Raw genomic sequence first — 24874 nt, forward strand, 5'->3', positions numbered from 1 at the left:
GGGGACGGCGACTACGGTGCGTTCCCCCAGAGCGACTTATCGTAGGAACATCTGAGCTGATCGTTACCGCTTGGTAACGTCACGTGACGGTACATGCAAGCCATCACCCCTTGACGGCGCCGCCCAGCGCGAACCCGCCGCCCAGCCTCCGGGCGATCAACATGTACAGCACCAGCACCGGCGCCGAGTACAGGATCGAGAACGCCGCGAGCTGCCCGTAGATCACCGAGCCGTAGTTGCCGAAGAAGCTGAAGATCGAGACGGACGCCGGCAACTGCTCGGGGGAGAGGATCAGCATGAACGGCACGAAGAAGTTCCCCCAGAGCTGGATGAAGGTATAGATCGTCACCACGGTCATCCCCGGGCCCATCAGCGGCAGGACGACCCTGGTCAGCGTCTGCAGATTCGACGCGCCGTCCGTCCGGGCCGCCTCCTCCAGGACGACCGGTACGCCGTCCATGAAGTTCTTCATCAGCCAGATGGAGAACGGCAGTTGGGACGTGGCGAGGAACAGGCCCGTGCCGTACATCGTGTCGATCAGATTGACCTGCACGAACAGTCCGTAGACAGGGACCATGACCGCGGTGATCGGCAGACACGTCGTGAACAGGATCGTCAGCAGATACGGACGGCCCCAGCGCGAGTGATGGCGCGAGAGCGGATACGCGGCGAGCGCCGCGCACACCACCGTCAGCAGGGTCGCGCCGCCGCACAGCAGCAGGCTGTTGAGCATCGGCGTGAGGGTGATCTCGTCGGTGAGCACCGCGTCGAAATTGTCCGCGGTGAACGACGAGGGCGCCCGCACCCGCAGATCCGCCTCCGTGTCCACCGAGGCCAGCAACAGCCACACCAGCGGAATCGCGAAAGCCGCGGCGGTCAGCAGAAGGGCGGCGTTGGCGGCGAGCCGGGCCCGGGTGGTCCGGCGCATCACACCTCCACCTTCATCAGACGCAGATAGACGATCGAGAACAGCGAGCCCACCAGTAGAAGCAGCAGCGCCACCGCCGTGCCGTAGCCGATCAGGCTCTTCAGGAACGCCTGGTCGTACATGAACACCGGCAGTGTCTGGCTGCGACTGCCCGGGCCGCCGCGCGTCATCGCCCAGATCAGGCCGAAGACCGACAGCGTCGAGAGCGTGTTCAGCATCAGATTGGTGCCGATCGAGCGGCGGATCATCGGCAGCGTGATGTGCCAGACCCGGCGCGGGCCGCTCGCCCCGTCGACTTCCGCCGCCTCCGTGATGTCGCGCGGGATCTCGGCGAGCGCGGCGGAGTAGATCAGCATCGAGAAGGCGGTGCCGCGCCAGACATTGGCGAACGACACCGCGAGTATCGGTAGTGTGAACAGCCAGTTCTGGGAGGGCAGATGGAGCCAGTCCAGCAGGGCGTTCAGCGTTCCCTCGCGGCGGAAGAAGGTGTACAGCAGGAACGCCGCGACGATCTCCGGCAGCACCCAGGCCGTGATGACGAGGGTGCCGGTGAGGGTCCGTACGGGACGCGACGCGGCCCGCATCAGACCGGCCAGCGCCAGGCCCAGCGTGTTCTGGCCGACCACGGCCGAGACGAAGGTGAAGACGAGCGTGAGCCAGACGGCGTTACGGAAATCGTCGTCGGCGAAGGCCCGGCGGAAGTTGTCCAGGCCGACGAAGTCGGAGCCGGACGCGCCCGTCAGCTGCGTGTTGGTGAACGCGATCCAGACGCAGTAGCCGATCGGTCCTGCCAGAAAGAGAAGCAGAAGGATGGTGGCGGGGGCGAGCGGTACCCATCGCCACCATCCCGTTCTGGTGGCGCTCACTTGGTGAGGACCGCGCCGTCGACGATTGTCTTCAGCTGGTCGTCGTACGCCTTCGCCGCGTCCGCCGCCGATGCGTCACCCGTCGTCACCTTCTCCATCGCCTCGCCGATGGCCGTCGAGACCTGCGGATAGACGGGCAGCGCGGGCCGGTAGTGGGTGTACTGCACAAGGCCGGTGAAGAAGTCGATGCCCGGCATGGACTTCAGATACTTCGGGTCGGCCGCCACATCCTTGCGTACGGCGATCTGCGCGGCGACCACGCACCACTGCGTCGCGTTCTCCGCCGTCTGCAGGGTCTTGATGAAGTCGAAGGCGAGATCGGGGTTCTTGGCCTTCTGCGGGATCGACCACGCCCAGCCGCCGGACATGGACACCTTGCCGGGCGCCTGCCCGGTCTGCGTCGGCATCGGGGTCTGGGCGAGCTCCTTGCTCCAGTCCGGCCACTCCTTGGGGCCCTTGTTGATCCAGTTCTGGCCCATCCAGGAGCCGTCCAGGGAGATCGCCAGCTTGCCCTCGGGGAGCCACTCGGTGGCGACGCGGGTGCCGACGTTGGGGTCGAGGGCGTCCGAGACGTCCGGGCCGAGCTTCTCCGCGTACACCGTCCGTACGAAGTCGAGCGAGTCCTTGAAGCCCTTGGCGCCCGTGACCCACTTCTTGGCGGAGGCGTCGTAGAGGGGGTCCTCGCCGGTGCCGTACAGCAGCATCTCGAAGCCCTGCATCACGGCCGCCTCGCCGGGGCCCTTGCCGGTGTAGACATTGAGCGGGATGACGCCGGGGACCTTCTGTTTGACGGTACGGGCCGCGGTGAGGATCTCCGCCCAGTTCTTGGGCTGCCAGTCGGCGGGCAGGCCCGCCTTCGCGAAGATCGCCTTGTTGAACCAGAGGCCGCGGGTGTCGGTGCCGTCGGGGATGCCATACGTCTTGCCGTCCTCCGCCTTGGCCGCCGCCTTCGCCGTGTCGACGAACTGGCTCCACTGGTCCCACTTGGGGAGATAGTCGTCCAGCGGCTTCAAGTACCCGGCCTTGATGTCGGAGTTGATGCGGAAGGTGTCCTCGTAGACCAGATCCGGGGCGGTCTTGGGGGAGCGCATCATCTGCTGCGCCTTGGTGGCGTAGTCGTTGTCCGGGGCCTGGATCGGTATGAGCTTGATCTTCTTGCCCGGGTGTTCCTTCTCGAACTGCTTCTTGGCGGCCTCGAGATGGGCGTCCTTGAAGCGGATCTTGTTGTCGGTGGACCGGTTGTAGGCGACCTTGACGGTGTCGGGGTCGCCTCCGGCGTCGCCGCCGCAGGCCGTGAGCGTTGCGGCGACAAGTGCGGTGACAGTGGTGACGAGGATCAGTGGGGCGGTGGGGCGCACGGGCACGACCTCCTCTGAGCCGGGGGCGTCCGAGCCGGAGGGCTGCGGGCACGGGGGCTGCCCGGTGACCGTAGGACCGGCCCGTTCACAGGGTCAATCCCCGTGCAGGCCAAGGTCGTTGGGTCGGCCACTCAGTGTGCGGCGGGCTTCCAGCGGTACTGGAGCTCGGGCCGCCCGATCTGCCCGTACTGCGGGCTGCGCACGGCCCGCCCTTCGGTGACGAGATGCTCGAGATACCGGCGCGCGGTGATCCGCGAGATGCCGACGGCGGCGCCGGCCTCGGCGGCGGTGAGCCCAGTGGCGGATTCGCGCAGGGTACGGGTGACGGCCGCCAGCGTGGGGGCGCTGAGTCCCTTGGGCAGACCGCCGCCCTCGGGTGCCCGGAGCGCGGCGAGCGCTCGGTCGACCTCGTCCTGGCCGCTGGCCTCACCGGCGGCGGCGCGGAACTCGGCGTACCGGCAGAGGCGGTCGCGGAGGGTGGCGAAGGTGAAGGGCTTCAGGACGTACTGGACGACCCCGAGGGAGACGCCTTCGCGGACGATGGCGAGGTCGCGGGCGGAGGTGACGGCGATGACGTCGGCCGAGTGCCCGGCGGCGCGCAGCGACCGTACGAGGTGGAGGCCGTGCCCGTCGGGAAGGTACAGGTCGAGGAGGAGCAGATCGACCTCGGCGCGCTCGAGAATCCGTACGGCTTCGGCGCGCGAGTGCGCGACCCCGGCGACGGTGAACCCGGCGACGCGGCCGACGTAGAGGGCGTGCGCGTCGGCGGCGACGGGGTCGTCCTCGACGACGAGAACTCTGATGGGGTCACTGCTCACTCGGCCGCCTCCGCGGTGCGCGGCGGCCGGGCACTTGGCGCGGCGGGGCGCGGGGGAGGCGCGGCCCGGGTGGTGGTCATGCCGGGACCTCCGCCGTGTGCAGCGGCAGTCGTACGGTGAACTCCGCGCCGCCGTCCGGTCCCTGGGCCAGGGTCACCGTGCCGTGGCTGAGGTGCGCGGCCTGATTGACCAGCGCGAGGCCAAGCCCGCGCCCCGCGCCGTGCGTGGACCAGCCGCGCCGGAACACCTCGTCCAGATCGGCCGGGTCGATGCCCGCGCCCGAGTCCGCGACCCGCAGCAGCAGTTCGGCGTGGTCCGCGCGCGCCGTGACGGCGACCCGGGCGCGCGGCGGCCGCCCGGACACGGGCCCGGGTTCGAGCGGGTCGCTGCCCCATCCCGTCGCCGCCTCCGACGCCGCGTCGACCGCGTTGTCGATCAGGTTGCCCAGGATCGTCACCAGGTCACGCGACGGCAGCGACGGCGGAAGGACCCCGTCGTCGATCCGGCTGTCTTCCGTGATGACCAGCTCAACGCCGCGCTCGTTCGCCTGCGCCGTCTTGCCGAGCAGCAGCGCGGCCAGCACCGGCTCGCCGACCGCGCCGACGACCCGGTCGGTCAGGTCCTGGGCCAGTTCCAGCTCGGCGGTCGCGAAGTCGACCGCCTCGTCCGCGCGGCCGAGCTCGATCAGCGAGACGACCGTGTGGAGGCGGTTGGCCGCCTCGTGCGCCTGTGAGCGCAGGGCCTGGGTGAAGCCGCGCTCGGAATCCAACTCCCCCGAGAGCGCCTGTAGTTCGGTGTGGTCGCGGAGCGTGACCACGGTCCCGCGCTGCTTGGCACCGACGACCGGGCTGGTGTTCACGACGATGACGCGGTCGGTGGTCAGATGCACCTCGTCGACCCGCGGCTCGGACGCCAGCAGCGCGCCCATGAGCGGGGCCGGCAGCCCGAGCTCGGCCACGGGGCGGCCGACCGCGTCGTCGTCCAGTCCGAGGAGCTCGCGCGCGCCGTCGTTGAACAGGGCGATCCGCCGCTGCCCGTCGAGCATCATCAGCCCCTCGCGCACGGCGTGCAGCGCGGCTTGGTGGTAGTCGTGCATATGGCTCAGCTCGGCCGCGTTCATGCCGTGAGTATGCCGCCGCAGCCGTGCGTTGATCACGTACGTGCCGACGCCGCCCAGTGCGAGCGCCGCCCCCGCAACGCCGAGCAGCGCGGTGACCTGCTTGCGCGCCTGCTCGCTGATCTTCTGGACGGTGATGCCCGCACTGACGAGCCCGGTGATCTTTTTGCCGTCGTACACGGGGACCACCGTCCGCACCGAGGAGCCGAGCGTGCCCACGTATGTCTCGCTGTGCACCTTGCCCTGCAGCGCAGGGCCGATGTGCCCCAGATATGTCTTGCCGATCTGGCCCGGCTCCGGGTGCGTCCAGCGCGTCCCGTCCGGGGCCATGATCACCACGAAGTTGACCCCCGTGGTCTTGCGCAATGCCTCCGCGTACGGCTGGAGCCGGCGCGACGGGTTGTCGGAGCGCGCGGCCTCGATGACGGAGGGTGAGCGCGCGGCGGCCGCGGCCGTGGCCCTGGACTGCAGGCGCGCGGTCTCCTCGGCCTGCGAGCGGTCGGTGAAGTACGCGAAGAGCGCGCAGCCCGCCACAATCGCGGCGACCAGCACGACCTGCATGGCGAAGAGCTGGCCGGCGAGGCTGCGGGGAACGGCTGTGCGCATGAAACAAGTCTGCCTGGCCGTTTTCATATGAACGAAACGCACGTAACGGTGACCCCTGTCACAGCCTCGTGAATAGTCACGGACATCCATCGGGACATGGACGCCCAATTCAACGAGGAGGCACCCCGTGGCTGCTGGAGCCGTCAGACGGGATCGTACCCACTATCTCTATATCGCCGTGATCATCGCGGTGGTGCTCGGCATCGCCGTGGGCCTGGTCGCCCCCGAGTTCGCCACTGAGCTCAAGCCGCTCGGTACCGGCTTCGTGAACCTGATCAAGATGATGATCTCGCCGATCATCTTCTGCACGATCGTGCTGGGCATCGGCTCGGTACGAAAGGCCGCAAAGGTCGGCGCGGTCGGCGGCATCGCGCTCGGCTACTTCATGGTCATGTCGCTGGTCGCCCTGACCATCGGACTGGTCGTCGGCAACATCCTGCACCCGGGTGACGGTCTGGCGGTGACCGACGCGGTCAAGGAGGCGGGCCAGGGCCAGGTGGCGGAGGAGGCCAAGGACACGGTCGAATTCCTGCTCGGGATCATCCCGACCACGATGGTCTCCGCCTTCACCGCGGGCGAGGTCCTGCAGACGCTCCTCGTCGCGCTGCTCGTCGGCTTCGCGCTGCAGGCGATGGGTTCGGTCGGTGAGCCGGTGCTGCGCGGCGTCGAGCACATTCAGCGGCTCGTCTTCCGCATCCTCGCCATGGTGATGTGGGCCGCGCCGATCGGTGCCTTCGGCGCGATCGCCGCCGTCACCGGCTCCGCCGGTCTGGACGCCCTCAAGAGCCTCGCCGTGCTCATGATCGGCTTCTACATCACCTGTTTCCTCTTCGTCTTCATCGTGCTCGCCGCGCTGTTGCGCATCGTGGCGGGCCTCAACATCCTCACGCTCTTCAGGTACCTGGGCCGTGAGTTCCTGCTGATCCTGTCCACCTCCTCCTCCGAGTCCGCGCTCCCGCGGCTCATCGCGAAGATGGAGCACTTGGGCGTGAGCAAGCCGGTGGTCGGTATCACCGTCCCGACGGGTTACTCCTTCAACCTCGACGGCACCATGATCTACATGACGATGGCCTCGCTCTTCATCGCGGACTCGATGGGCAACCCGATGTCGCTCGGGGAGCAGATCCCGCTCCTCCTCTTCCTCTTCGTCGCGTCGAAGGGAGCGGCAGGCGTCAGCGGAGCCGGGCTGGCCACGCTGGCGGGCGGTCTGCAGTCGCACCGGCCGGAGCTGGTCGACGGCGTCGGACTGATCGTCGGTATCGACCGCTTCATGAGCGAGGCGCGGGCGCTGACCAACTTCGCGGGCAACGCGGTCGCGACGGTGCTGATCGGAACGTGGACGAAGGAGATCGACAAGGCGCAGGTCGAAGAGGTGCTGGCCGGGCGGCTGCCGTTCGACGAGAAGACGCTGCTCGACGACGGTCACGGGACGCCGCAGGCGGTCGAGGACGTGGCTGTGGTCGATGGCGCGGACACGGACCTGCCGGAGCAGCGGGACGCTGACGGGGTGCGCGCCAAGGTCTGACGGTTGGCGGGCGAGTCGTGAAGCGGCTGGGCGGCGGGCGGCCTGACGGGCCGGCCCACCGACCAGCCGCTGACCGCGGTCCGGGAAGCCCTGCCCCGCAGGCCGCTGGGCGTCCCGGACCGGAAACGGTTGGTCACTGCTGGATCGGACTGCCGTCCGTCCCGCAGATGTAGCCCGCGTTGATGCAGTTGGCCACCCTGCGCTTCAGCTCACCGTCGTCCCAGGCGTTGAAGAAATCGCCGTGGAAGGTGTAGCCGGGCGCGTTCGTGACATTGGCGCCGTTCCTGGTGCCCGCGAGGGTGAGCCCGCCGCCGTTGACCGGCCAGGTGATCAGCAGCTCGAGCCGCGGCACGACCACGGGGTGCGAGGCCGGGCAGCTCTGCCCCGCCGCGTACGTCATGTGGTCCCGGTGGTTCGCGCTGTCCAGGTTCTTCCCGTCCCAGCAGGTGGGGAAGTCCAGATAGTTCTCCAGCTTGGTGCCGGGCGGGCAGTTGATGAAGTCCCGGCTGGACTCCGGCCGGCCCACGCACGACCAGCGTGCGGCGGGATTCTGGTCGGGGGAGGTGGCCAGGGCGTTGCCGACGACGTACCGCAGACCGCGCGGATGGGCGACGGCACGGGTGTGGTCGGTGATGCCCTGGTAGTAGACGGTGACCCGCTCGGGGGCCACCGGGGCTCCGTTCTGGTAGAGGGTGGGGGTCCAGTACGAGGAAAGGTCCGTCTTCGGCGTGCAGTTGGTGGTGCCGGCGGCCAGCGACTGGAGCGTCGAGGCCGCGCCCGCGGTCCGGTTCCCGTAGAACTCATGGATGTGCGAGCGGCCCGCCTGGCCGGGGAAGACGATCGGGTCGTCGCCCTGGCGGTGGCTGGAGAAGCAGTCCGCGCGGAATTCGCTGCCGCGCAACGGGGCCGCCGCCTGCGCGACGATCGCGGCCTGCTGGGCCTTGCTGAAGGTGTACGCGTGGCCTGCGTGGCGCGAGGCCGCATGGGGTGCTGGTGAGTCGATCCTCGTGGTCACCCATCCCGCCGTGACCAGGAAGATCACGGCGGCGGTGCTCGCGAGCAGTCGGCGGAGCATGTGTTCCTCCTGACCGGTCAGTCGAAGGGGATGCGTACGACGGACTGGTTGCCGACGCCGACCGTGCTGGGTCCGCCGCCGATGGCGTTCCAGACCTCGATCCGGACCTTGCCGTTCGCCAGATCGCCGAGCGATCCGGTGGACGACTTCAGGCCCTTCGCCTGCGTGTAGTGCTCATAGCCCGCCACGGGATCGGTGGCGAAGTAGTTGTACGTCTCCGTCCGGTCCCAGGTACCGTCGCCCGTACGGTCGTAACTCACCCTGATCTGCTGGCCGTTGGCGACCGTGGAGCCCGCGTCGACGAAGAGATCGAACTGTGTCGGCCCGCCGTTGTACTTCCGGGTGATCCCGGAAGAGGTGAAGACCTGCGGGTTGTGCGGGGTGCCGTCGTAATTGGCGCCGCCCGCCGACGCCAGGCTCACCGTCGAGGCCGATGCCGCGGCGTCGCCCGCGCCGCCTCCTGTACGCAGATACAGCTGCGAGGAGCCGGACGGCGGCGGGGTGGTGGGCGGGTCGGTGGTGGGCGGGGTCGTCGGGTCGGCGCCACCGCCCCTGGTCCAGACGGCGACGTAGTCGACGAGCATGGGTCGGCCGGGGACGGTCGCGGCCGTCGGGGTCTTGCCGGCCAGGGCGTCGGGGAACGCGCCACCGATCGCGACATTGAGAAGAATGAAGTAGCCCGCGTGATCGGTCATGTTCGCCCAGGTCCCGGCGTCCACGCGGTTCTGGTTGACGCTGTGGAAGAGCTGGCCGTCCACGTACCAGCGAAGCTCATTGGGGGACACGGAGCGGTCCCACTCGAAGCGGTACGTGTGGAAGGCGGACTGGCAACTGGCGCCGGGGCAGGCGCGGTTGTTGGCGATTCCGCTGGTCTCGTTGCAGGGGCCGCCGGGGTTGACCCCGCAGTGCAGCACACCCCAGACGGAGTTGATGCCGTTGACGTTCTCCATGATGTCGAACTCGCCGATGGACGGCCAGTTCCAGAAGTTGCCGCGGTACGGGGCGCCGAGGGCCCAGAACGCGGGCCAGTAGCCGAGCGCGGCCTGGCCGGTCACATTCGGCATCTGGATGCGGCTCTCGATACGCAGGGTGCCGCCCGCCGGGGCCTTGAAGTTGGCGCGCTGGGTTTCGATACGGCCGGAGGTCCAGTTTCCCGCGCCGTCCCGGAGCGGGGTGATGCGCAGATTGCCGTTGCCGTCGTGGCTGAGGTTGTCGGGGTTGTTGGTGTAGTTCTGGACTTCACCGGTGCCCCAGTTGCCGGGCCCGCCGGGGTAGGCGTGCCCGAGGTCGATCTGCCAGTTGGCGGACGAGGGCAGGGTTCTGTTGGCGCCGTTGAAGTCGTCGCTCCACTGGAGGTTCCAGCCGGGCGTGGGAGGTACGTCGCCGCGCGCCGACCCGGCGCCGGTGACAGCGATGAAGCCGGCGAGGGCGACGGCGAGGGCGACGAGGATGGTGAGGAAGGGGGTGCGTTTGATGCGGCTCGTGCTCAAGGAACACCTCCGGGAGGGTTGTGCCGAGGGTGGTTTCGGGAGGGTTGAGAGCGCTCTCAAACAGTTTTCTAGATGTATACAGTGCGGCCGTCAATGGCTGCACCCCGTTAACTTCCTGAAGGCATCGGGTAGTTTTGCTGAATGGCTGGTCAGGAGCGGGGACGTGCTGGAGCGGATCTCGGCGCTGGGGCGTACGGCGACGTCGATCGTGCTGACTGACGTCGCCGATGGAGCGGAAGCCAAGCCGCTGCTGCTGCCGCAGAGCTGACCGCGCTGACCTCGATGTTTCCCTTCCGGTGGGTACCTGACTTATTTGTAGGTACTTGTGGGGGAGTGCGGGGCGAAGAAGCATTGCGGTCATGTCCACCACCGAGAACGCCCCCCTTACTTCTGTCACCGTCATCGGCCTCGGCGCGATGGGCCAGGCGCTCGCCGGCGCCCTACTCGACGCAGGCCACCCCACCACCCTATGGAACCGCTCTCAGGGCAAGGGTGACGAGCTCGTCGCACGTGGTGCGGTCCTTGCCGCCACCGCCGAAGAGGCCGTACGCGCAACTGAATTGACCATTGTCTGCGTGGTCGACTACGACGCGTCCCACGCGATCCTGGCCCCGCTCGCCGACGCTCTCGCGGGCCGCGTCCTGGTCAACCTCACCTCCGACACCCCCGAGCGCTCCCGCGAGGCGGCGGCCTGGGCGGAGTCCCACGGCATCAGCTACCTGGACGGCGCGGTGATGGTGCCGACCCCGTTGATCGGCTCGCCCGATGCGCTGCTCTTCTACTCCGGCGCGCAGGGGGCTTTCGAGCGCTACGAGTCCACCCTGAAGTCGCTGGGCGGCAAAGCCGCCTTCGTCGGCACGGATCCCGGGCTCGCCGCGCTCTATGACCTGTCGTTGCTCGACTTCTTCTACGGCAGCATCTCGGGCCTGGTGCACGCGTACGCACTGGCCACGGCAGACGGTGTCAGGGCCGCCGACATCGCCCCGTATCTGAACACCATCGTCCAGATCCTGCCGCCCATCGCGGAGTACACGGCGGCCAACATCGACGCGGGCAGCTACCCGGGGGCGCAGGCCAACCTCGGCATGATGGCCGCGGGCGTCGAGCACATCCTGCACGCCGCGCGCACCCGCGGGCTCGACGTCTCCCAGCTGCAGGCCGTCAAGTCCGTCGCGGACCGGGCGATCGCGAAGGGCCACGGCTCCGACGACTGGGCGAGCACGTACGAGGCACTGCGGGACTGAGCCGCTTGCCTTGACGCCGACGTCAGGGATTACCGTCGAGGACATGCGAATCGGCGAGCTGGCGGAGCGGGCGGGCACCACCACACGCACCCTGCGCTACTACGAGTCCCGCGGGCTTCTGCCCGCCCGGCGCGCGGAGAACGGCTACCGCTCCTACAGCGAGGACGATGTGCGGCTGCTCCAACAGATCCGGACCTTGCAGGATTTCGGGTTCGACCTGGAGGAGACCAGACCGTTCGTCGACTGCCTGCGCGCCGGCCATCCGGCGGGGGACTCCTGCCCCGCCTCGCTCGCCGTGTACCGGGCGAAGCTCGGCGAACTGGACACGCTGATCGAGCAGTTGCAGTCGGTGCGCGCCCAGGTCGGGGCACAGCTCGCGCGGGCCGAGGCGGAGCTGCCGGCCGGCCCGGAACCACGTTGTGAATTCGGAGGCTGACGAATGATTCAGACAGAGGGCGTCGCCGCGGTGACGGATGCGGACTTCGACGCCGAGGTGCTGGGGGCGGACCGCCCGGTCCTGGTCGAGTTCACGGCGGACTGGTGCGGCCCGTGCCGCCAGCTCGCGCCGGTGCTGAGCGCGCTCGCGAGCGAGGAGACCGGCCGGCTGAAGGTCGTGCAGCTTGATGTGGACACCAACCCGGAGATCACGACGCGGTACGGCGTGCTGTCGATGCCGACGCTGATGGTGTTCCGCGAGGGCGAGCCGGTGAAGTCGATGGTGGGCGCGCGTCCGAAGCGGCGGCTGCTCCAGGAGCTGGAGGACGTGATCTAGGCAGTACCTCGGCGAAGTCGGGGATCGGGCGACCGGGTCCGTCCGTGCGTTCCCTCGTGCCGCTTAGGATCAGGTTGTGATGGCTGACCTGCAGTGTGTGGTGCTGGACTGCCCCGAGCCAGTGCAACTTGCCGAGTTCTACCAATCATTGATCGGCGGGACGGTCAATCAGCAGGATCAGCGGTGGGCGCTCGACGAATGGACGTCCCGGCCACCCCGCCCTGCTTCAGGTGGATCCGCCCGCCTATGCAGACGGTGACCCGTTATTGACACGGCCGACGACAAGCCTGATTGCGCTGATCGTCAGGTCAGGATCGCGGATCTGCACGTAGTGATCGCTTCCCGTGGCCAGGAAATGGGGGGTCTGCGGCTCCAGATCCACCAGTGTCTGCTGAACTTTCGGCCAGACCCGCTCAAGGCTTGTCAGGAGAGACTTCGGGCTTCCGGGCGGAAGGGCGAAGGGCTTCGTCTTACTGAGGACGGCGAGTGGTACTTCCGGCAGGGGTTGCGCTCTGGTAACTGCTTCGATTGCACCGTCGACGTCAATGGTCTCGAATCCACGTTTTGTGTCGAGGGCTGTACCGGGATGGTTGAGCAACTCCAGGTAGGACGTCCAGTCCTTGCCGAAGAACGGCTTCATGTTCGTTCCGAAGGCGTCGACGAAGACAAGGCCGGCCGTCTGCTTCGGATGGATCTGGGCGTACAGCCGCGTGACCATTCCTCCGAAGGAGTGGCCGACGAGTAGGTAGGGGCCGGGGACTTTCGCCGCTGTCAGGAGCTTGTCGAGATCACTGACCATGCTCGTCAAGGAGCGCGGGCCGGTCACGGGCGTGCTGCGCGCGGTGAGTGTGGGGGGCTTCGTATACCGGATGGTTCCGGGCCGGTCGTATTCGCAAACACGGGTGAACGTTGCGACACCGGGGAAGACCGCTGGGGACTTCGGCACGGGCGGTTGTGTATCGGTCACGTTCCAGGTGTCGGACGAGTCGTGGAACCCGGATTCCAGAATGACCGTGGGGCTCCCGCTTCCTTTGCAGTGCAGATAGATTTTCCGACCGCCGCCTACATCGACCTGGCCGGAGAACTCCTCGGCCGTCGGCGTAGGGGCCCGGGCGACTGCGGTGTTGGTTTCGAGCGAGGTGCTGTCGCACCCCGACAATGCGATCGGTGCTGCCGTAGCCAACACAATGCTGAAGACCAGAAGGCATTTTCGCATCAAACACTCCAGCGTGACGTTCCCGCCGAGCCTAGCGTCAATCTTGATCAATCACGCTCGCCCAGTACGGGGGTGCCACGCAGGAGTCGGCGCGATGCAGCGAGCGAGCGGGCGGGCGGGGCATAGGATCGGCAGCCGCCAGGTCGTGCACGGGGCCGCCGGCCGTAGCTCCGGCCCTGCGCCCCAGACCGTCAGTCGCTCGTGCACCGGACTTCTCGGCGCACAAAAACACCCCGGTACCGAATTGACGGCCGGGGTATTCCTCTGCGAATATTGAGTGTTTCACGTCCATGCACAACTAGGCGCATGGAGAGGTTGATTGGTGACACCATATCGCGTCAGGAGCTGAATTGTCAACCGAGGAATTGCATAATGAACAGCAATTCGTCTCTCTGCTCTACGAGCGCCTCGACGCACTCCGCGAGCAGGCCGAAGCCGCAGTCCGGACCACAATCGGGCAGGTCAGCACCGGTTTGCAGGCCCGGGTCGAGCGGGATGTGCTCGTCGCCGAGCAGTCCGGGCTGCTCTCCGGGCTGAATGCAGTGGACTCCGGGCTATGTTTCGGACGTATCGATCTCAAGGACGGCGTGCACCATCACATCGGGCGTATCGGAATGCGAGAGGGTGATACGGAACGTACCCCGTTGCTCATCGACTGGCGCGCACCCGTCGCCCGGCCCTTTTACCTCGCCACCGGGCATGAGCCGATGGGGCTGCGCCGACGGCGGCACATCACCACCAAGGGGCGCACCGTTACCGCCCTCCACGACGAGATCCTCGACCTCGCCGACACCACCCGCACCGGGTACGAGGAGCATGACGCAGACGCCGTACTGCTCGCCGCGCTCGGGGCCGCGCGCACCGGGCGGATGGCCGACATCGTGCAGACCATCCAGGCCGAGCAGGACCGCATCATCCGCGCACCGCGGCACGGCGTCCTCGTCGTCGAGGGCGGGCCCGGCACCGGGAAGACCGCGGTCGCGCTGCACCGGGCGGCGTATCTGCTCTACGCGCACCGCGAGCAGCTGGCCAGGCGCGCCGTGCTGATCGTGGGGCCCAACCCGGCGTTCCTCGGCTACATCGGCCAGGTGCTGCCTTCGCTCGGTGAGACGGGCGTGCTGCTGTCGACCATGGCCGAGCTCTTCCCCGGTGTACGGGCCGCCGGCGCCGACACCCCCGAGGCCGCCGAGGTGAAGGGCCGCGCAGAGATGGCCGACGTGCTGGCCCGTGTCGTACGCGACCGACAGGCGCTGCCCGAGTCCGCGCCGGAGTCCGACCGCGAGATTGATGAGGAGGACCCGGACCACCTGCCCGGGCCCGCGCTGGAGATCGACCACGAGGAGTACGGAATCCTGCGGCTCGACCGTGAGATGGCGTACGACGCCCGCGACCGTGCCCGTGCCACCGGGCTGCCGCACAATCTCGCCCGGCCGCACTTCGCCTTCCGGATCATCGACGCGCTGACCGCCCAGCTCACCGACCGGCTCGGCGCGGATCCCCTCGGAGGGCCGAACCTCCTCGGCCTCGACGACATCGCCCAGCTCGGCAAGGAGATCGCCACCAGTGCCGAGGTGCACGCGGCGATCGAGGAGCTGTGGCCCCTGCTCACCCCGGAGCAGCTCGTCGCGGACTTCCTTGCCGCGCCCGAGGCGCAACTGGCCGAGAAGGACGCCGAGTTGGTCCGGCGTATCACCGGTCCCTGGACACCCGCCGATGTGCCGCTGCTCGACGAGGCCGCCGAACTCCTCGGCGTCGACGACAGCGCCGAGCGCGCCGCCGAAGAGGCCGAGCGGCAGGAGCGGATCGCCTACGCGCAGGGCGTGCTGGAGCTGTCCGAGGGCTCGAAGACGTACGAGTTCGAGGACCAGGAGTCCGAAGTGCTCGCCGCGCACGACATCATCGACGCCGAGCGGATGGCGGAGCGCCAGGAGGAGGCCGACCACCGCAGCGCCGCCGAACGCGCCGCCGCCGACCGGACCTGGGCCTTCGGGCACATCATCGTCGACGAGGCGCAGGAGCTGTCCGCGATGGCGTGGCGGCTGCTGATGCGTCGCTGCCCCACCCGCTCCATGACCCTGGTCGGCGACCCTGCCCAGACCGGCGACGCGGCGGGCTGCGGCTCGTGGCAGCGCATTCTCGAGCCGTACGTCGGCGACCGCTGGCAGCACACCCGTCTCGAGGTCAACTACCGTACGCCCGCCGAGATCATGGAGCTGGCGGCGGACGTGCGGCGGAGCGAGGACCCGGCCTTCGAGCCGCCACGCTCCGTGCGCTCGACGGGCGTGCAGCCGTGGGAGGCGTCAGTGTCCCCGGACGAAGTGGCCCGTACGGTCGCCGAGCGGGTGGCCGGGGCCCCCCATGAGGGACGGCTCGCGGTGATCGCCCCGGGCGGGCTCCACGCCGCCCTCGCGGCCGAGTTGCCCGATGCCGGCCAAGGGGCCGAACCGGACCTCACCCTGCCCGTCGTGCTGATCGACCCGCGGCAGGCGAAGGGCCTGGAGTTCGACACGGTGATCGTCGTCGAGCCGGAGCTGATCCGCTCCGGCTCGGAACACGGGACGAACGACCTCTATGTGGCGCTCACCCGGGCCACCCAGCGTCTGGGGGTGGTGTCCTCAGTCACCCGACGGGCCTGAATTCCAGGCGCTCCGGCAGGCCCGTCCGGGCGCGGCGCTCACACCGGCCGCAGCCACAACGTCGCCAGCGGCGGCAGCGTCAGCTGAATGCTCGCCGGACGGCCGTGCGACGGCACCGACTCCGGCTTCAGCGGGTCCGGGTTGAGCACATCGCTGCCGCCGTACCGCGCCCCGTCCGTATTGAGTGCCTCCGTCCACGCCTGGACCGCGTCCGGCACACCGAGCCGGTACTCGTGCCGTACCACCGGCGAGAAGTGGCACACGGCGAGCAGCGGCGAGCCCGAGGCGTCGTAGCGCAGGAACGCGAAGACATTGTCCTCGGCGGCGTCGCCGTCCACCCAGGCGAAGCCCCCAGGGTCGGTGTCCCGCTGCCAGAGCGCGGGGGTGGCGCCGTACACCCTGTTCAGATCGCGCACCAGATCCCGCACCCCGCGGTGGTCCGCCTCCGCCGCGTAGGACGGGTCGAGCAGCCACCAGTCCGGGCCGTGGCCCTCCGACCACTCCGCGCCCTGCGCGAACTCCTGGCCCATGAAGAGGAGTTGCTTTCCGGGATGGGCCCACATGAAGCCCAGATAGGCGCGGTGGTTGGCGCGCTGCTGCCACCAGTCGCCGGGCATCTTGCTCACCAGCGACCGCTTGCCGTGCACGACCTCGTCGTGCGAGATCGGCAGCACATAGTTCTCGCTGTACGCGTACACCATCGAGAACGTCATCTCGTTGTGGTGGAACTTGCGGTGCACCGGCTCGTGCGAGACATAGCCCAGCGAATCGTGCATCCAGCCCATGTTCCATTTCAGGCCGAAGCCGAGGCCGCCGAAGCCGCCCGGGCCGACATGGTGGGTGGCGCGGGTGACCCCGTCCCAGGCCGTGGACTCCTCGGCGATCGTCACGACGCCGGGGCAGCGCCGGTAGACGGTGGCGTTCATCTCCTGCAGGAAGTCGACCGCGTCCAGGTTCTCCCGGCCGCCGTGCACATTCGGCGTCCACTCGCCCTGCTCGCGGGAGTAGTCGAGGTAGAGCATCGAGGCGACGGCGTCCACCCGCAGCCCGTCGATGTGGAACTCCTCGCACCAGTACGTCGCGTTGGCGACCAGGAAGTTGCGCACCTCCGTGCGGCCGTAGTCGAACTCGAGGGTGCCCCAGTCGGGGTGCGCGGCACGCGCCGGGTCCTCGTGCTCGTACAGCGGGCGGCCGTCGAACTCCGCAAGCGCCCAGTCGTCCTTCGGGAAGTGCGCCGGCACCCAGTCGACGATCACGCCGATGCCCGCCCGGTGCAGGGCGTCGACAAGATGGCGGAAGTCGTCGGGGGTGCCCATCCGGGAGGTCGGGGCGTAGAAGCCGGTGACCTGATAGCCCCACGAGCCGCCGAAGGGGTGCTCGGCGACCGGCATGAACTCCACGTGCGTGAAGCCCAAATCCTTTACGTACGCCGGGAGTTGGACGGCCAGCTGGCGGTAGGTCAGGCCCGGGCGCCAGGAGGAGAGATGCACCTCGTAGACGGAGAACGGCGACTCGTGCAACGGCCGCTCGGCGCGCTGCGCCATCCACTCCTCGTCGTGCCACACATGGTGTGACTCGGTCACGATCGAGGCGTTGGCGGGCGGCACCTCGGCGCGCCGCGCCATCGGGTCGGCCCGCAGGGTGTGCGAACTGTCCGGGCGGGTGATGTCGAACTTGTAGAGCGCCCCCTCGCCGACGCCGGGAACGAACAGCTCCCAGATGCCCGTCGAGCCGAGCGAGCGCATCGGGTGGCCGGTGCCGTCCCAGTAGTTGAAGTCGCCGACGACCCGCACCCCGCGGGCATTGGGTGCCCACAGCGTGAACCGGGTGCCGGTGACGCCCTGGTGCGCCATCGGATGCGCGCCCAGCGCCCGCCACAGCTCCTCGTGCCGCCCCTCGCCGATCAGATGCAGATCGAGCTCGCCGAGCGAGGGCAGGAAGCGGTACGGATCCTGCACCTCGATCTCGATCTCGGTCCCGGCGTCGGTGCCGTCGTCGTACGCGACCAGAAGCTGGTACTCCGGGGCCGCGCGCAGCGGCAGCACACCCGAGAAGAACCCGCCGCCGTCCTCGTGCAGCTCGGCCCGCAGCCCCTTGGCGAGCACGGTCACCGACCGCGCGAACGGACGCAGTACGCGCAGCTCCACACCGCCCCGCATCTCGTGCGCGCCGAGCAGCGCGTGCGGATCGTGATGCGCGCCTGCCAGCAGCCGCTCCCGGTCACCGTCATCGAGCGGCCGGGCGGCCCGCACGCCATGGCTGGCGCCGGCCCGCGGCTTCGGCGCCGCCGTCTTCTTCCCCAGGCGCGCGGTGTCGGCCACCTGTTTGGGCACATCGGGGTCGGAGGAATTGCGGGACGGGGGTCGGGCGCTCACGGGGGTCGGCCTCCTTGGGCAGTGGGGGATCAGGTGGTTGCGGCCAGGCGGTCGATCGCCGCCATCGGCACCGGAAGCCAGTCGGGGCGGTGCCGGGCCTCGTAGACGACCTCGTACACGGCCTTGTCTGTCTCGTACGCGCGCAGCAGTTCGGCCTCGGCACGCGGATCGTCGCCGCCGGCCTCGGCGTAGCCCTCGCAGTACGCCGCACGGCAAAGCTCGGCCCAGTCGGGGTTCCACGGGCGGTGCGTGCGGGCCGCGTAGTCGAACGAGCGGAGCATGCCGGCGACATCGCGCACCGGGGGCTGCGGCCTGCGGCGTTCACCGAGCGGCCGGGCTGGCTCGCCCTCGAAGTCGATGACCGACCAGTGGCCGTCGCCGTGCGGGCCGCCGCCGCGCAGGGTCTGCCCCAGATGGAGATCGCCGTGGACGCGCTGGGCCCGCCAGGCGCGGCCGCGACTGCCCAGCGCGGCCAGTGCGTCGAAGGCGGCCCGCAGCTGTGGCACGTACGGCAGCAGCGCGGGCACCGCCTGCGCGGCCGCTTCAAGACGCTGGCCCATCGCGTCCGCCAGGTGCTCGGTCTGCGGCCGGCGCAGCATCACGGTGGGCAGCGCGCCCGCGAGTGCGGTGTGCACCTCGGCGGTGACGCGGCCGAGCGCGCGGGCCTCGTCGGTGAAGGAGTGCCCGGCGGCCAGCGAGTCCAGCGCGAGCAGCCAGCCGTCCTGCGAGCCGCGGAGGAACGGCTGCAGCACGCCGAGGGTGTACGGCTCGGGCGAGGTGGCCTCGTACCAGGCGACCGGCACCGGCACCCGGTCGCACCCGGCGCGGGCCAGCGCGAGTGGCAGCTCCAGATCGGGGTTGGGGCCGGGGTGAACGCGGCGGAAGAACTTGAGGATGTACGCATCGCCGTACACCAGCGAGGAGTTGGACTGCTCGGCGTCCAGCGGGCGCGCGGCGAGAGAGGCGGGGATGGCGGGGGCGCGGTCGAACCGGTCGAAGCGGAGCGGCCCGAGAACGCCCGGCGTGCGCAGCCGCTCCAGGATCAGCTCCGCGAGCCGCGGATCGTGCAGGCCCTCGTAGACCGTCCGCCCGGCCAGCGGGCCCTCGGCCGGATGGCCGATCAGCGCGGGCGCGAGATGCGGCGGCAGTGTCTCGCGTACGCCGAGGAGGAGCTGGTAGCAGTCCTGCGAGGAGGGGGCCGGCAGCCCCGGCTGCTTCACGCGTACGAGCATATGCAGCAGCCCGGGACCCGACCCGCCGTCCAGCGGCAGCAGCTCGGTCGCCGAGACGAGCGAGAAGCCGGTGACCGGGTGGCCCTTGCCGGCGAACCATCGCTGGTGGGGCAGCCAGGCGTGCAGCAGAGGGGCGAGCGACGGAAGAAGAGCGACGGGAGTCCGGGTGGATGCAGCCTCCGACATGGCATCGCGTCCTTTCCCCGAGATGCACTCCAATGGCGCTGTATGCGCAGAGTGTCCCGGATTACAGCTGTGGCTGTCCGGCGGCGCGCGGGGATGAAGGGGAGAGTGCCCGGTGCGGGGCGGCGGAAACCGCCCCGCGGGAGGTACCTCTCGTTACTTGTGGGTCAGCCGGTCGCGGTGTCCTTTCTGATCCGGAACCAGTAGAAGCCGTGGCCCGCGAGAGTGAGCAGATAGGGCCACTGGCCGATGGCCGGGAATCGCACCCCGCCGATCAGCTCAACCGGATGCCGTCCGTTGAACGCCCGCAGATCGAGCTCGGTGGGCTGCGCGAACCGCGAGAAGTTGTGCACGCAGAGCACGAGATCGTCCTTGTACTCGCGGGTGAAGGCGAGCACGGCCGGGTTCGACGACGGTAGTTCGGTGTACGAGCCGAGCCCGAAGGCGCGGTTCTGCTTACGGATCTCGATCATCCGCCGGGTCCAGTGCAGCAGCGAGGACGGTGAGGCCATCGACGCCTCGACATTGGTGACCTGGTAGCCGTAGACCGGATCCATGATGGTGGGCAGATAGAGCCGGCCGGGATCGCAGGAGGAGAATCCGGCGTTCCGGTCGGGCGTCCACTGCATCGGGGTCCGCACGGCGTCCCGGTCGCCCAGCCAGATGTTGTCGCCCATCCCGATCTCGTCGCCGTAATACAGAATCGGCGATCCGGGCAGCGACAGCAGCAGCGCCGTGAACAGCTCGATCTGATTGCGGTCGTTGTCCAGCAGCGGGGCGAGCCTGCGACGGATGCCGATGTTGGCGCGCATCCGCGGGTCCTTGGCGTACTCCGCGTACATGTAGTCGCGCTCTTCGTCCGTGACCATCTCGAGGGTGAGCTCGTCGTGGTTGCGCAGAAAGATGCCCCACTGACAGTTCTGCGGGATCGCCGGGGTCTTGGAGAGAATTTCGGAGACCGGATAGCGGGACTCGCGCCGTACGGCCATGAAGATCCGCGGCATCACCGGGAAGTGGAACGCCATGTGGCATTCGTCGCCGCCGGCCGTGAAGTCGCCGAAGTAGTCGACGACGTCCTCCGGCCACTGGTTGGCCTCGGCGAGGAGCACGGTGTCCGGGTAGTGCGCGTCGATCTCCTTGCGCACCCGCCTGAGGAACGAGTGGGTGGCGGGGAGGTTCTCGCAGTTGGTGCCCTCCTCCTGGTACAGGTACGGCACGGCGTCAAGACGGAAGCCGTCGATACCCAGGTCCAGCCAGAATCGCAGCGCCGAGACGATCTCTTCCTGCACCGCGGGGTTCTCGTAATTGAGATCCGGCTGGTGGGTGAAGAAGCGGTGCCAGTAGTACTGCTTGCGCACCGGGTCGAAGGTCCAGTTGGACGTCTCGGTGTCGACGAAGATGATCCGGGCGTCCTGGTACTGCTTGTCGTCGTCCGCCCAGACGTAGTAGTCGCCGTAGGGTCCCTCAGGGTTGCTGCGGGACTCCTGGAACCACGGGTGCTGATCGCTGGTGTGGTTCATGACGAAGTCGATGATCACGCGCATGCCGCGCTGGTGCGCGGCGTCCACGAACTCCACGAAGTCGGCCAGGTCGCCGAAGTCGGGAAGGACGGCGGTGTAGTCGGAGACGTCGTAACCGCCGTCCCGCAGAGGGGACTTGAAGAAAGGTGGCAGCCAAAGGCAGTCGACGCCCAGCCACTGCAGATAGTCCAGCTTGGCGGTGATGCCCTTGAGGTCGCCGATGCCGTCGCCGTTGCTGTCCTGGAAGGATCGCACCAGGACTTCGTAGAACACGGCCCGCTTGAACCAGTCGGGGTCGCGGTCCTTGGCGGGGGTGTCCTCGAACAGGTCGTGGACGGGTTCATTGACGATCATGATGTGGGTGACCCTCCGATCGGCGGGGACGGTCGCAGAACGACGATGTGCGCGGGCGTGATGCCCGGCTCGAGGCGCACATAGTTGGCCCTGCCCCAGTGATAGGTCTCGCCGGTGAGCTCGTCGCGCACCGGTGCGCTCTCGTGCCAGTCGAGGCCGAGGTGCGGCATGTCCAACGAGACCGTGGCCTCCTGGGTGTGGTGGGGGTCGAGGTTGGCGACGACGAGGACGGTGTTCGGTCCCGAAGGGCCCTCGGCGGATTTCGAGTAGGCGATCACCGCGTCGTTGTCGGTGTGGTGGAAGTGGATGTCGCGCAGCTGCTGCAGCGCGGGGTGGCGGCGCCGGATCCGGTTGAGGGCGGTGATCAGAGGTGTGATGGTTCGACCCTCCCGTTCCGCCGACTCCCAGTCGCGCGGCCGTAGTTGGTATTTTTCCGAGTCCAGATACTCCTCGCTTCCGCCTCGGAGGGGGACGTTTTCGCACAGTTCGTAGCCGGCATACACACCCCATGAAGGCGACAGCGTCGCGGCGAGCACCGCCCGCACCTCGAACGCCGGGCGGCCGCCGTGCTGGAGGTAGGCGTGCAGGATGTCCGGGGTGTTCACAAAGAAGTTGGGGCGCATGTACGAGGCGGCGTCGCCGGAGAGCTCGGTGAGGTACTCGGTCAGCTCCTGCTTGGTGTTGCGCCAGGTGAAGTACGTGTACGACTGCTGGAAGCCGATGGCGGCGAGGGTGTGCATCATCGCCGGGCGGGTGAACGCCTCGGCCAGGAAGACCACGTCCGGGTCCGAGCGGTTGATGTCCGTGATCACCTTCTCCCAGAAGACGACGGGCTTGGTGTGCGGGTTGTCGACGCGGAAGATCCGTACGCCGTGGTCCATCCACAAGCGCAGGATGCGCACGGTCTCATTGACCAGCCCGCGCAAGTCCTGGTCGAAGGCGACCGGGTAGATGTCCTGGTACTTCTTGGGCGGGTTCTCGGCGTAGGCGATGGAGCCGTCGGCGCGGTGGTGGAACCACTCGGGGTGCTTCTCCACCCAGGGGTGGTCGGGCGAGCACTGGAGCGCGAAGTCCAGGGCGACCTCCATGCGTAGGCCGCGCGCCGTCTCGACGAAGTGGTCGAAGTCGTCGAACGTGCCGAGGTCGGGGTGGAGCGCGTCGTGACCGCCGTCTGCGGAACCGATGGCCCAGGGGACGCCGACATCGTGGGCGCTGGGGGAGAGGGTGTTGTTGGCGCCCTTGCGGTGGGTGGTGCCGATGGGGTGGACGGGCGGCAGATAGACGACGTCGAATCCCATCGCGGCGACCGCCGGCAGCCGCTCGGCGGCGGTTCGGAAGGTGCCGGATACGGGCGGCTCACCCTCGGTGACGACGGCGCCCTCGGAGCGCGGGAACAGCTCGTACCAGGAGCCGAAGAGCGCGCGCCGACGCTCGACGATGAGGGACAACGGGCGGGAGGCGGTGACCAGTTCGCGCAACGGGTGGCGGGTGAGCGCGGCGCGGGCGTCGGGGGCGAGGGCCGCGGCGAGCCGGGCGGCGGCGGGCCGCGCCTCGTCACGCAGCGCGTCGACGGCGGCGAGCACGGCCTCCCGGCCGTCGCGCTTGGGCACCCCGGCAGCGGCGCGCTCGTACAGCGCGGCGCCCTCGGCGAGCACCAGCGCGGTGTCGATGCCTGCGGGGATCTTGATCTGTGCGTTGTGCCGCCAGGTGGCGACCGGGTCGCTCCAGGCCTCGACGGCGTACGTCCAGCGCCCTTCGGAGTCCGGCGTGACATCGGCGCCCCACCGGTCGGTGCCGGGCGCGAGTTCGCGCATGGGGCTCCAGGGTCCGGGGCGTCCGCTCGGGTCGCGCAGGACGACGTTGGCGGCCACCGCGTCATGGCCCTCGCGGAACACGGTGGCGGTGACCTGGAAGGTCTCACCGGTCACGGCTTTTGCGGGCCTTCTTCCGCAGTCGACTTGGGGGCGGACGTCCAGGACGGGGATGCGACCGATCATGAGATCACCTGAGGGCTGTGCGAGCAGGGTGGATTGGGCGGGATGTGCCGTTTTATGGATACGGGTGCTTCTTTGTAGCTGCTCGGTCGACGACTGGCGTGCTGCGGGCATGGCCGCTCCTGTCCGCGTTCACTCGGGTGGGCGGAAAGAATGTTGAGAGGGGTGCGGTGGCCTGCGTACCGAATGAGCCTTCCCATAGGGTTCGGGTGGGCAATCCGGTGGATTGTTAACTACTAGGGCGTAGGTGGGTGCACAAGGACTTCGCGGCGCGGGATCTGTTTCTGCTGGGGGTCCGGGGGTCGTCCCCCGGGGGATGCAGCACTACTAGGGCGCAGGTGGGTGCACAACACTTCGCGGCGCGGGATCTGTTTCTGCTGACCCGGACAGCACGCGAGCCCCGACGCATTTCGCGCCGAGGCCCGCACCCGCACTCGTACCGCCCGTACCGCCTCAGAGCACCGCGCCCCAGTTGGGCTCCGCGCCCCAGCTCGGCTCGGGCCTCCTCGTCGCCCTCATGACTGCTCCCCCGACCACATCTGCCACGGCTGGCGCGCCACCCACTCGTCCACCGGCGCCGGCTTGACCGACAGAGCCCCAGCCGACACGCCCTTGTCGCCCGCCATCAGACGCGGCTCCAGGCCCGTCGCCATGTAGTGGTAGATCCCCGCAATCCCGGCCGCCGACTCCGCGCCAAGGATCTGCGAGAGACCCTGCTCGAAGACGAGTGGCTCCAGCGGTACGTAGCGGATCTCGCGCCCGAGGCCCTGACCGAACGCCGTCGCCAGTTCATGGCCCGTCAGCGTCTGTGCGCCGCCGATGTCGAAGGTGCGGCCCGCCAACCCATCCACCGTGAGCGCCGCGTAGACCGCCTCGGCCAGGTCCCGGTGGGAGATCCACGCGGTGGGCGCGTCGGCCGGCAGCGGGTAGGCGAGCACGCCCTCGTTCACCAGGGCCGGGCCGTTCCACGGGCTGAACAGGTTCTCCAGATAGACCGGCGGGCGTACGACCACCACCTCCACGCCGCTCTGCGCAAGGCTCTCGCGGAACACCGTCTCGGCGAGCCGGCGGGTCTCGAAGGCCGCGACATTCGTGGTCCGGTCCGGGATGCGGGTGTTCGCGTTGTAGACCAGCCGGCGCACCCCGGACTCGCGCGCCGCCTTCGCGATGTACTGGGCGTACCGCATCACCTTCTCGGCCTGGTACACCAGCGGCAGCATCACCGCCGCGTGCGTGGCACCTTCGAAGAGCTGGCGCACATCCTCGTACCGCCCGAGGTCGCCGCCGGCGACAGAGACACCGGGGAGCTCCGGGCGGTCCGCCGCGGGCTTGCGGCTCAGCGTGCGGACCCGGTGTTTCCGTTCGGCCAGCAGGCGGGCCGTCGCACCGCCCTGGAAGCCGGTCGCCCCCACGACCGCTACGCGCATCGGAATGTGATCGGACATGTGTCTTAAGGGCCCCTTCGATAGGGTGTGGCTGCCTGCCGTGAACGGCTCTTCCAGGCTCGCGTCGGTGAGTTCGGCCGATCAATTAACAAACCGGGGCGGAGGTTGAAGGATCGTCCA

General features: G+C 68.9%; 19 protein-coding genes. 6 read left to right on the forward strand and 13 right to left on the reverse strand.

The window, feature by feature from the left end:
* Window positions 1-103 precede the first annotated feature (103 nt).
* The 5 genes from ACH492_RS09280 to ACH492_RS09300 form a co-directional block, all read right to left on the reverse strand.
* Window positions 104-928 carry a carbohydrate ABC transporter permease gene (locus ACH492_RS09280; RefSeq protein WP_398984415.1) on the reverse strand — a complete coding sequence of 275 codons (825 nt, stop codon included), beginning with the start codon at window positions 926-928 and terminating at the stop codon, window positions 104-106.
* A complete protein-coding gene (locus ACH492_RS09285) occupies window positions 928-1794 on the reverse strand; it encodes a carbohydrate ABC transporter permease (protein WP_398984417.1) in 867 nt (288 codons plus the stop codon). Before ACH492_RS09285 ends, ACH492_RS09280 begins: the two co-directional genes overlap by 1 nt.
* Window positions 1791-3158, reverse strand: a complete 1368-nt coding sequence (locus tag ACH492_RS09290) for an extracellular solute-binding protein (protein WP_398984419.1) — start codon at window positions 3156-3158, stop codon at window positions 1791-1793. Before ACH492_RS09290 ends, ACH492_RS09285 begins: the two co-directional genes overlap by 4 nt.
* 125 nt (window positions 3159-3283) lie before the next feature.
* On the reverse strand, window positions 3284-3970 hold the full coding sequence (locus ACH492_RS09295; protein ID WP_398984421.1) for a response regulator: 687 nt from the start codon (window positions 3968-3970) through the stop codon (window positions 3284-3286).
* 76 nt (window positions 3971-4046) lie between these two features.
* Window positions 4047-5693: an ATP-binding protein gene (locus tag ACH492_RS09300; RefSeq protein WP_398984423.1), complete on the reverse strand. Its 1647-nt coding sequence runs from the start codon at window positions 5691-5693 to the stop codon at window positions 4047-4049.
* A gap of 127 nt (window positions 5694-5820) precedes the next feature.
* On the opposite strand from ACH492_RS09300, the gene ACH492_RS09305 reads away from it, so the two are divergent.
* Window positions 5821-7218: a cation:dicarboxylate symporter family transporter gene (locus ACH492_RS09305; RefSeq protein ID WP_398984425.1), complete on the forward strand. Its 1398-nt coding sequence runs from the start codon at window positions 5821-5823 to the stop codon at window positions 7216-7218.
* A 133-nt stretch (window positions 7219-7351) separates the two neighbouring features.
* On the opposite strand, the gene ACH492_RS09310 is transcribed toward ACH492_RS09305, so the two are convergent.
* Together ACH492_RS09310 and ACH492_RS09315 are read right to left on the reverse strand one after the other, a co-directional pair.
* On the reverse strand, window positions 7352-8293 hold the full coding sequence (locus ACH492_RS09310) for a DUF1996 domain-containing protein (RefSeq protein WP_398984427.1): 942 nt from the start codon (window positions 8291-8293) through the stop codon (window positions 7352-7354).
* Window positions 8294-8310: 17 nt separating this feature from the next.
* Window positions 8311-9783, reverse strand: coding sequence for a glycoside hydrolase family 16 protein (locus ACH492_RS09315; RefSeq protein WP_398984429.1), 1473 nt, complete (start codon window positions 9781-9783; stop codon window positions 8311-8313).
* A 359-nt stretch (window positions 9784-10142) separates the two neighbouring features.
* Here ACH492_RS09315 and ACH492_RS09320 point away from each other — a divergent pair, with 359 nt between their 5' ends.
* From ACH492_RS09320 to ACH492_RS09335, 4 genes are all read left to right on the forward strand, one after another.
* Complete coding sequence (locus ACH492_RS09320) at window positions 10143-11027, forward strand: NAD(P)-dependent oxidoreductase (protein WP_398984431.1); 885 nt, start codon at window positions 10143-10145, stop codon at window positions 11025-11027.
* A 43-nt stretch (window positions 11028-11070) separates the two neighbouring features.
* Window positions 11071-11463, forward strand: coding sequence for a MerR family transcriptional regulator (locus ACH492_RS09325; RefSeq protein WP_398984433.1), 393 nt, complete (start codon window positions 11071-11073; stop codon window positions 11461-11463).
* Window positions 11464-11466: 3 nt separating this feature from the next.
* Window positions 11467-11799, forward strand: a complete 333-nt coding sequence (gene trxA / locus ACH492_RS09330; RefSeq protein ID WP_398984435.1) for a thioredoxin — start codon at window positions 11467-11469, stop codon at window positions 11797-11799.
* Between the two features lie 79 nt (window positions 11800-11878).
* Window positions 11879-12058 carry a VOC family protein gene (locus ACH492_RS09335; RefSeq protein WP_398984437.1) on the forward strand — a complete coding sequence of 60 codons (180 nt, stop codon included), beginning with the start codon at window positions 11879-11881 and terminating at the stop codon, window positions 12056-12058.
* Here the strand turns inward: ACH492_RS09335 and ACH492_RS09340 are convergent.
* Entirely contained in the window at window positions 12044-13066 is a 1023-nt protein-coding gene (locus ACH492_RS09340; RefSeq protein ID WP_398984439.1) for an alpha/beta fold hydrolase, read from the reverse strand. The two genes, ACH492_RS09335 and ACH492_RS09340, sit on opposite strands and share 15 nt — an antisense overlap.
* A 299-nt stretch (window positions 13067-13365) precedes the next feature.
* On the opposite strand from ACH492_RS09340, the gene ACH492_RS09345 reads away from it, so the two are divergent.
* Window positions 13366-15651 (forward strand): HelD family protein, encoded by a 2286-nt coding sequence (locus tag ACH492_RS09345; protein WP_398984441.1) that lies wholly within the window; start codon window positions 13366-13368, stop codon window positions 15649-15651.
* Window positions 15652-15689: 38 nt separating this feature from the next.
* Here the strand turns inward: ACH492_RS09345 and glgB are convergent, their stop codons facing one another.
* The 5 genes from glgB to ACH492_RS09370 all read right to left on the reverse strand — a co-directional run bounded on the left by glgB (window position 15690) and on the right by ACH492_RS09370 (window position 24754).
* Window positions 15690-17954, reverse strand: coding sequence for a 1,4-alpha-glucan branching enzyme (gene glgB / locus ACH492_RS09350; protein ID WP_398984820.1), 2265 nt, complete (start codon window positions 17952-17954; stop codon window positions 15690-15692).
* A 101-nt stretch (window positions 17955-18055) separates the two neighbouring features.
* Window positions 18056-19444 carry a maltokinase gene (locus ACH492_RS09355; protein WP_398984443.1) on the reverse strand — a complete coding sequence of 463 codons (1389 nt, stop codon included), beginning with the start codon at window positions 19442-19444 and terminating at the stop codon, window positions 18056-18058.
* Between the two features lie 164 nt (window positions 19445-19608).
* On the reverse strand, window positions 19609-21315 hold the full coding sequence (gene treS, locus ACH492_RS09360; RefSeq protein ID WP_398984445.1) for a maltose alpha-D-glucosyltransferase: 1707 nt from the start codon (window positions 21313-21315) through the stop codon (window positions 19609-19611).
* Complete coding sequence (locus ACH492_RS09365; protein WP_398984447.1) at window positions 21312-23312, reverse strand: alpha-1,4-glucan--maltose-1-phosphate maltosyltransferase; 2001 nt, start codon at window positions 23310-23312, stop codon at window positions 21312-21314. Before ACH492_RS09365 ends, treS begins: the two co-directional genes overlap by 4 nt.
* Window positions 23313-23824: 512 nt before the next feature.
* Entirely contained in the window at window positions 23825-24754 is a 930-nt protein-coding gene (locus ACH492_RS09370) for an SDR family oxidoreductase (protein ID WP_398984449.1), read from the reverse strand.
* Between the last annotated feature and the right edge of the window lie 120 nt (window positions 24755-24874).

Origin of the sequence: Streptomyces sp. NPDC019443 (assembly GCF_044389785.1) — a bacterium.
GTDB lineage: Bacteria > Actinomycetota > Actinomycetes > Streptomycetales > Streptomycetaceae > Streptomyces.

What these genes read in the sequence shown, in the direction of transcription:
- ACH492_RS09280 (WP_398984415.1), bottom strand. Translation starts at nt 928, where the DNA reads ATGCGCCGGACCACCCGGGCCCGGCTCGCCGCCAACGCCGCCCTTCTG.
- ACH492_RS09300 (WP_398984423.1), bottom strand. Translation starts at nt 5,693, where the DNA reads ATGCGCACAGCCGTTCCCCGCAGCCTCGCCGGCCAGCTCTTCGCCATG.
- ACH492_RS09310 (WP_398984427.1), bottom strand. Translation starts at nt 8,293, where the DNA reads ATGCTCCGCCGACTGCTCGCGAGCACCGCCGCCGTGATCTTCCTGGTC.
- ACH492_RS09320 (WP_398984431.1), top strand. Translation starts at nt 10,143, where the DNA reads ATGTCCACCACCGAGAACGCCCCCCTTACTTCTGTCACCGTCATCGGC.
- ACH492_RS09325 (WP_398984433.1), top strand. Translation starts at nt 11,071, where the DNA reads ATGCGAATCGGCGAGCTGGCGGAGCGGGCGGGCACCACCACACGCACC.
- trxA (WP_398984435.1), top strand. Translation starts at nt 11,467, where the DNA reads ATGATTCAGACAGAGGGCGTCGCCGCGGTGACGGATGCGGACTTCGAC.
- ACH492_RS09335 (WP_398984437.1), top strand. Translation starts at nt 11,879, where the DNA reads ATGGCTGACCTGCAGTGTGTGGTGCTGGACTGCCCCGAGCCAGTGCAA.
- ACH492_RS09355 (WP_398984443.1), bottom strand. Translation starts at nt 19,444, where the DNA reads ATGTCGGAGGCTGCATCCACCCGGACTCCCGTCGCTCTTCTTCCGTCG.
- treS (WP_398984445.1), bottom strand. Translation starts at nt 21,315, where the DNA reads ATGATCGTCAATGAACCCGTCCACGACCTGTTCGAGGACACCCCCGCC.
- ACH492_RS09365 (WP_398984447.1), bottom strand. Translation starts at nt 23,312, where the DNA reads ATGATCGGTCGCATCCCCGTCCTGGACGTCCGCCCCCAAGTCGACTGC.
- ACH492_RS09370 (WP_398984449.1), bottom strand. Translation starts at nt 24,754, where the DNA reads ATGTCCGATCACATTCCGATGCGCGTAGCGGTCGTGGGGGCGACCGGC.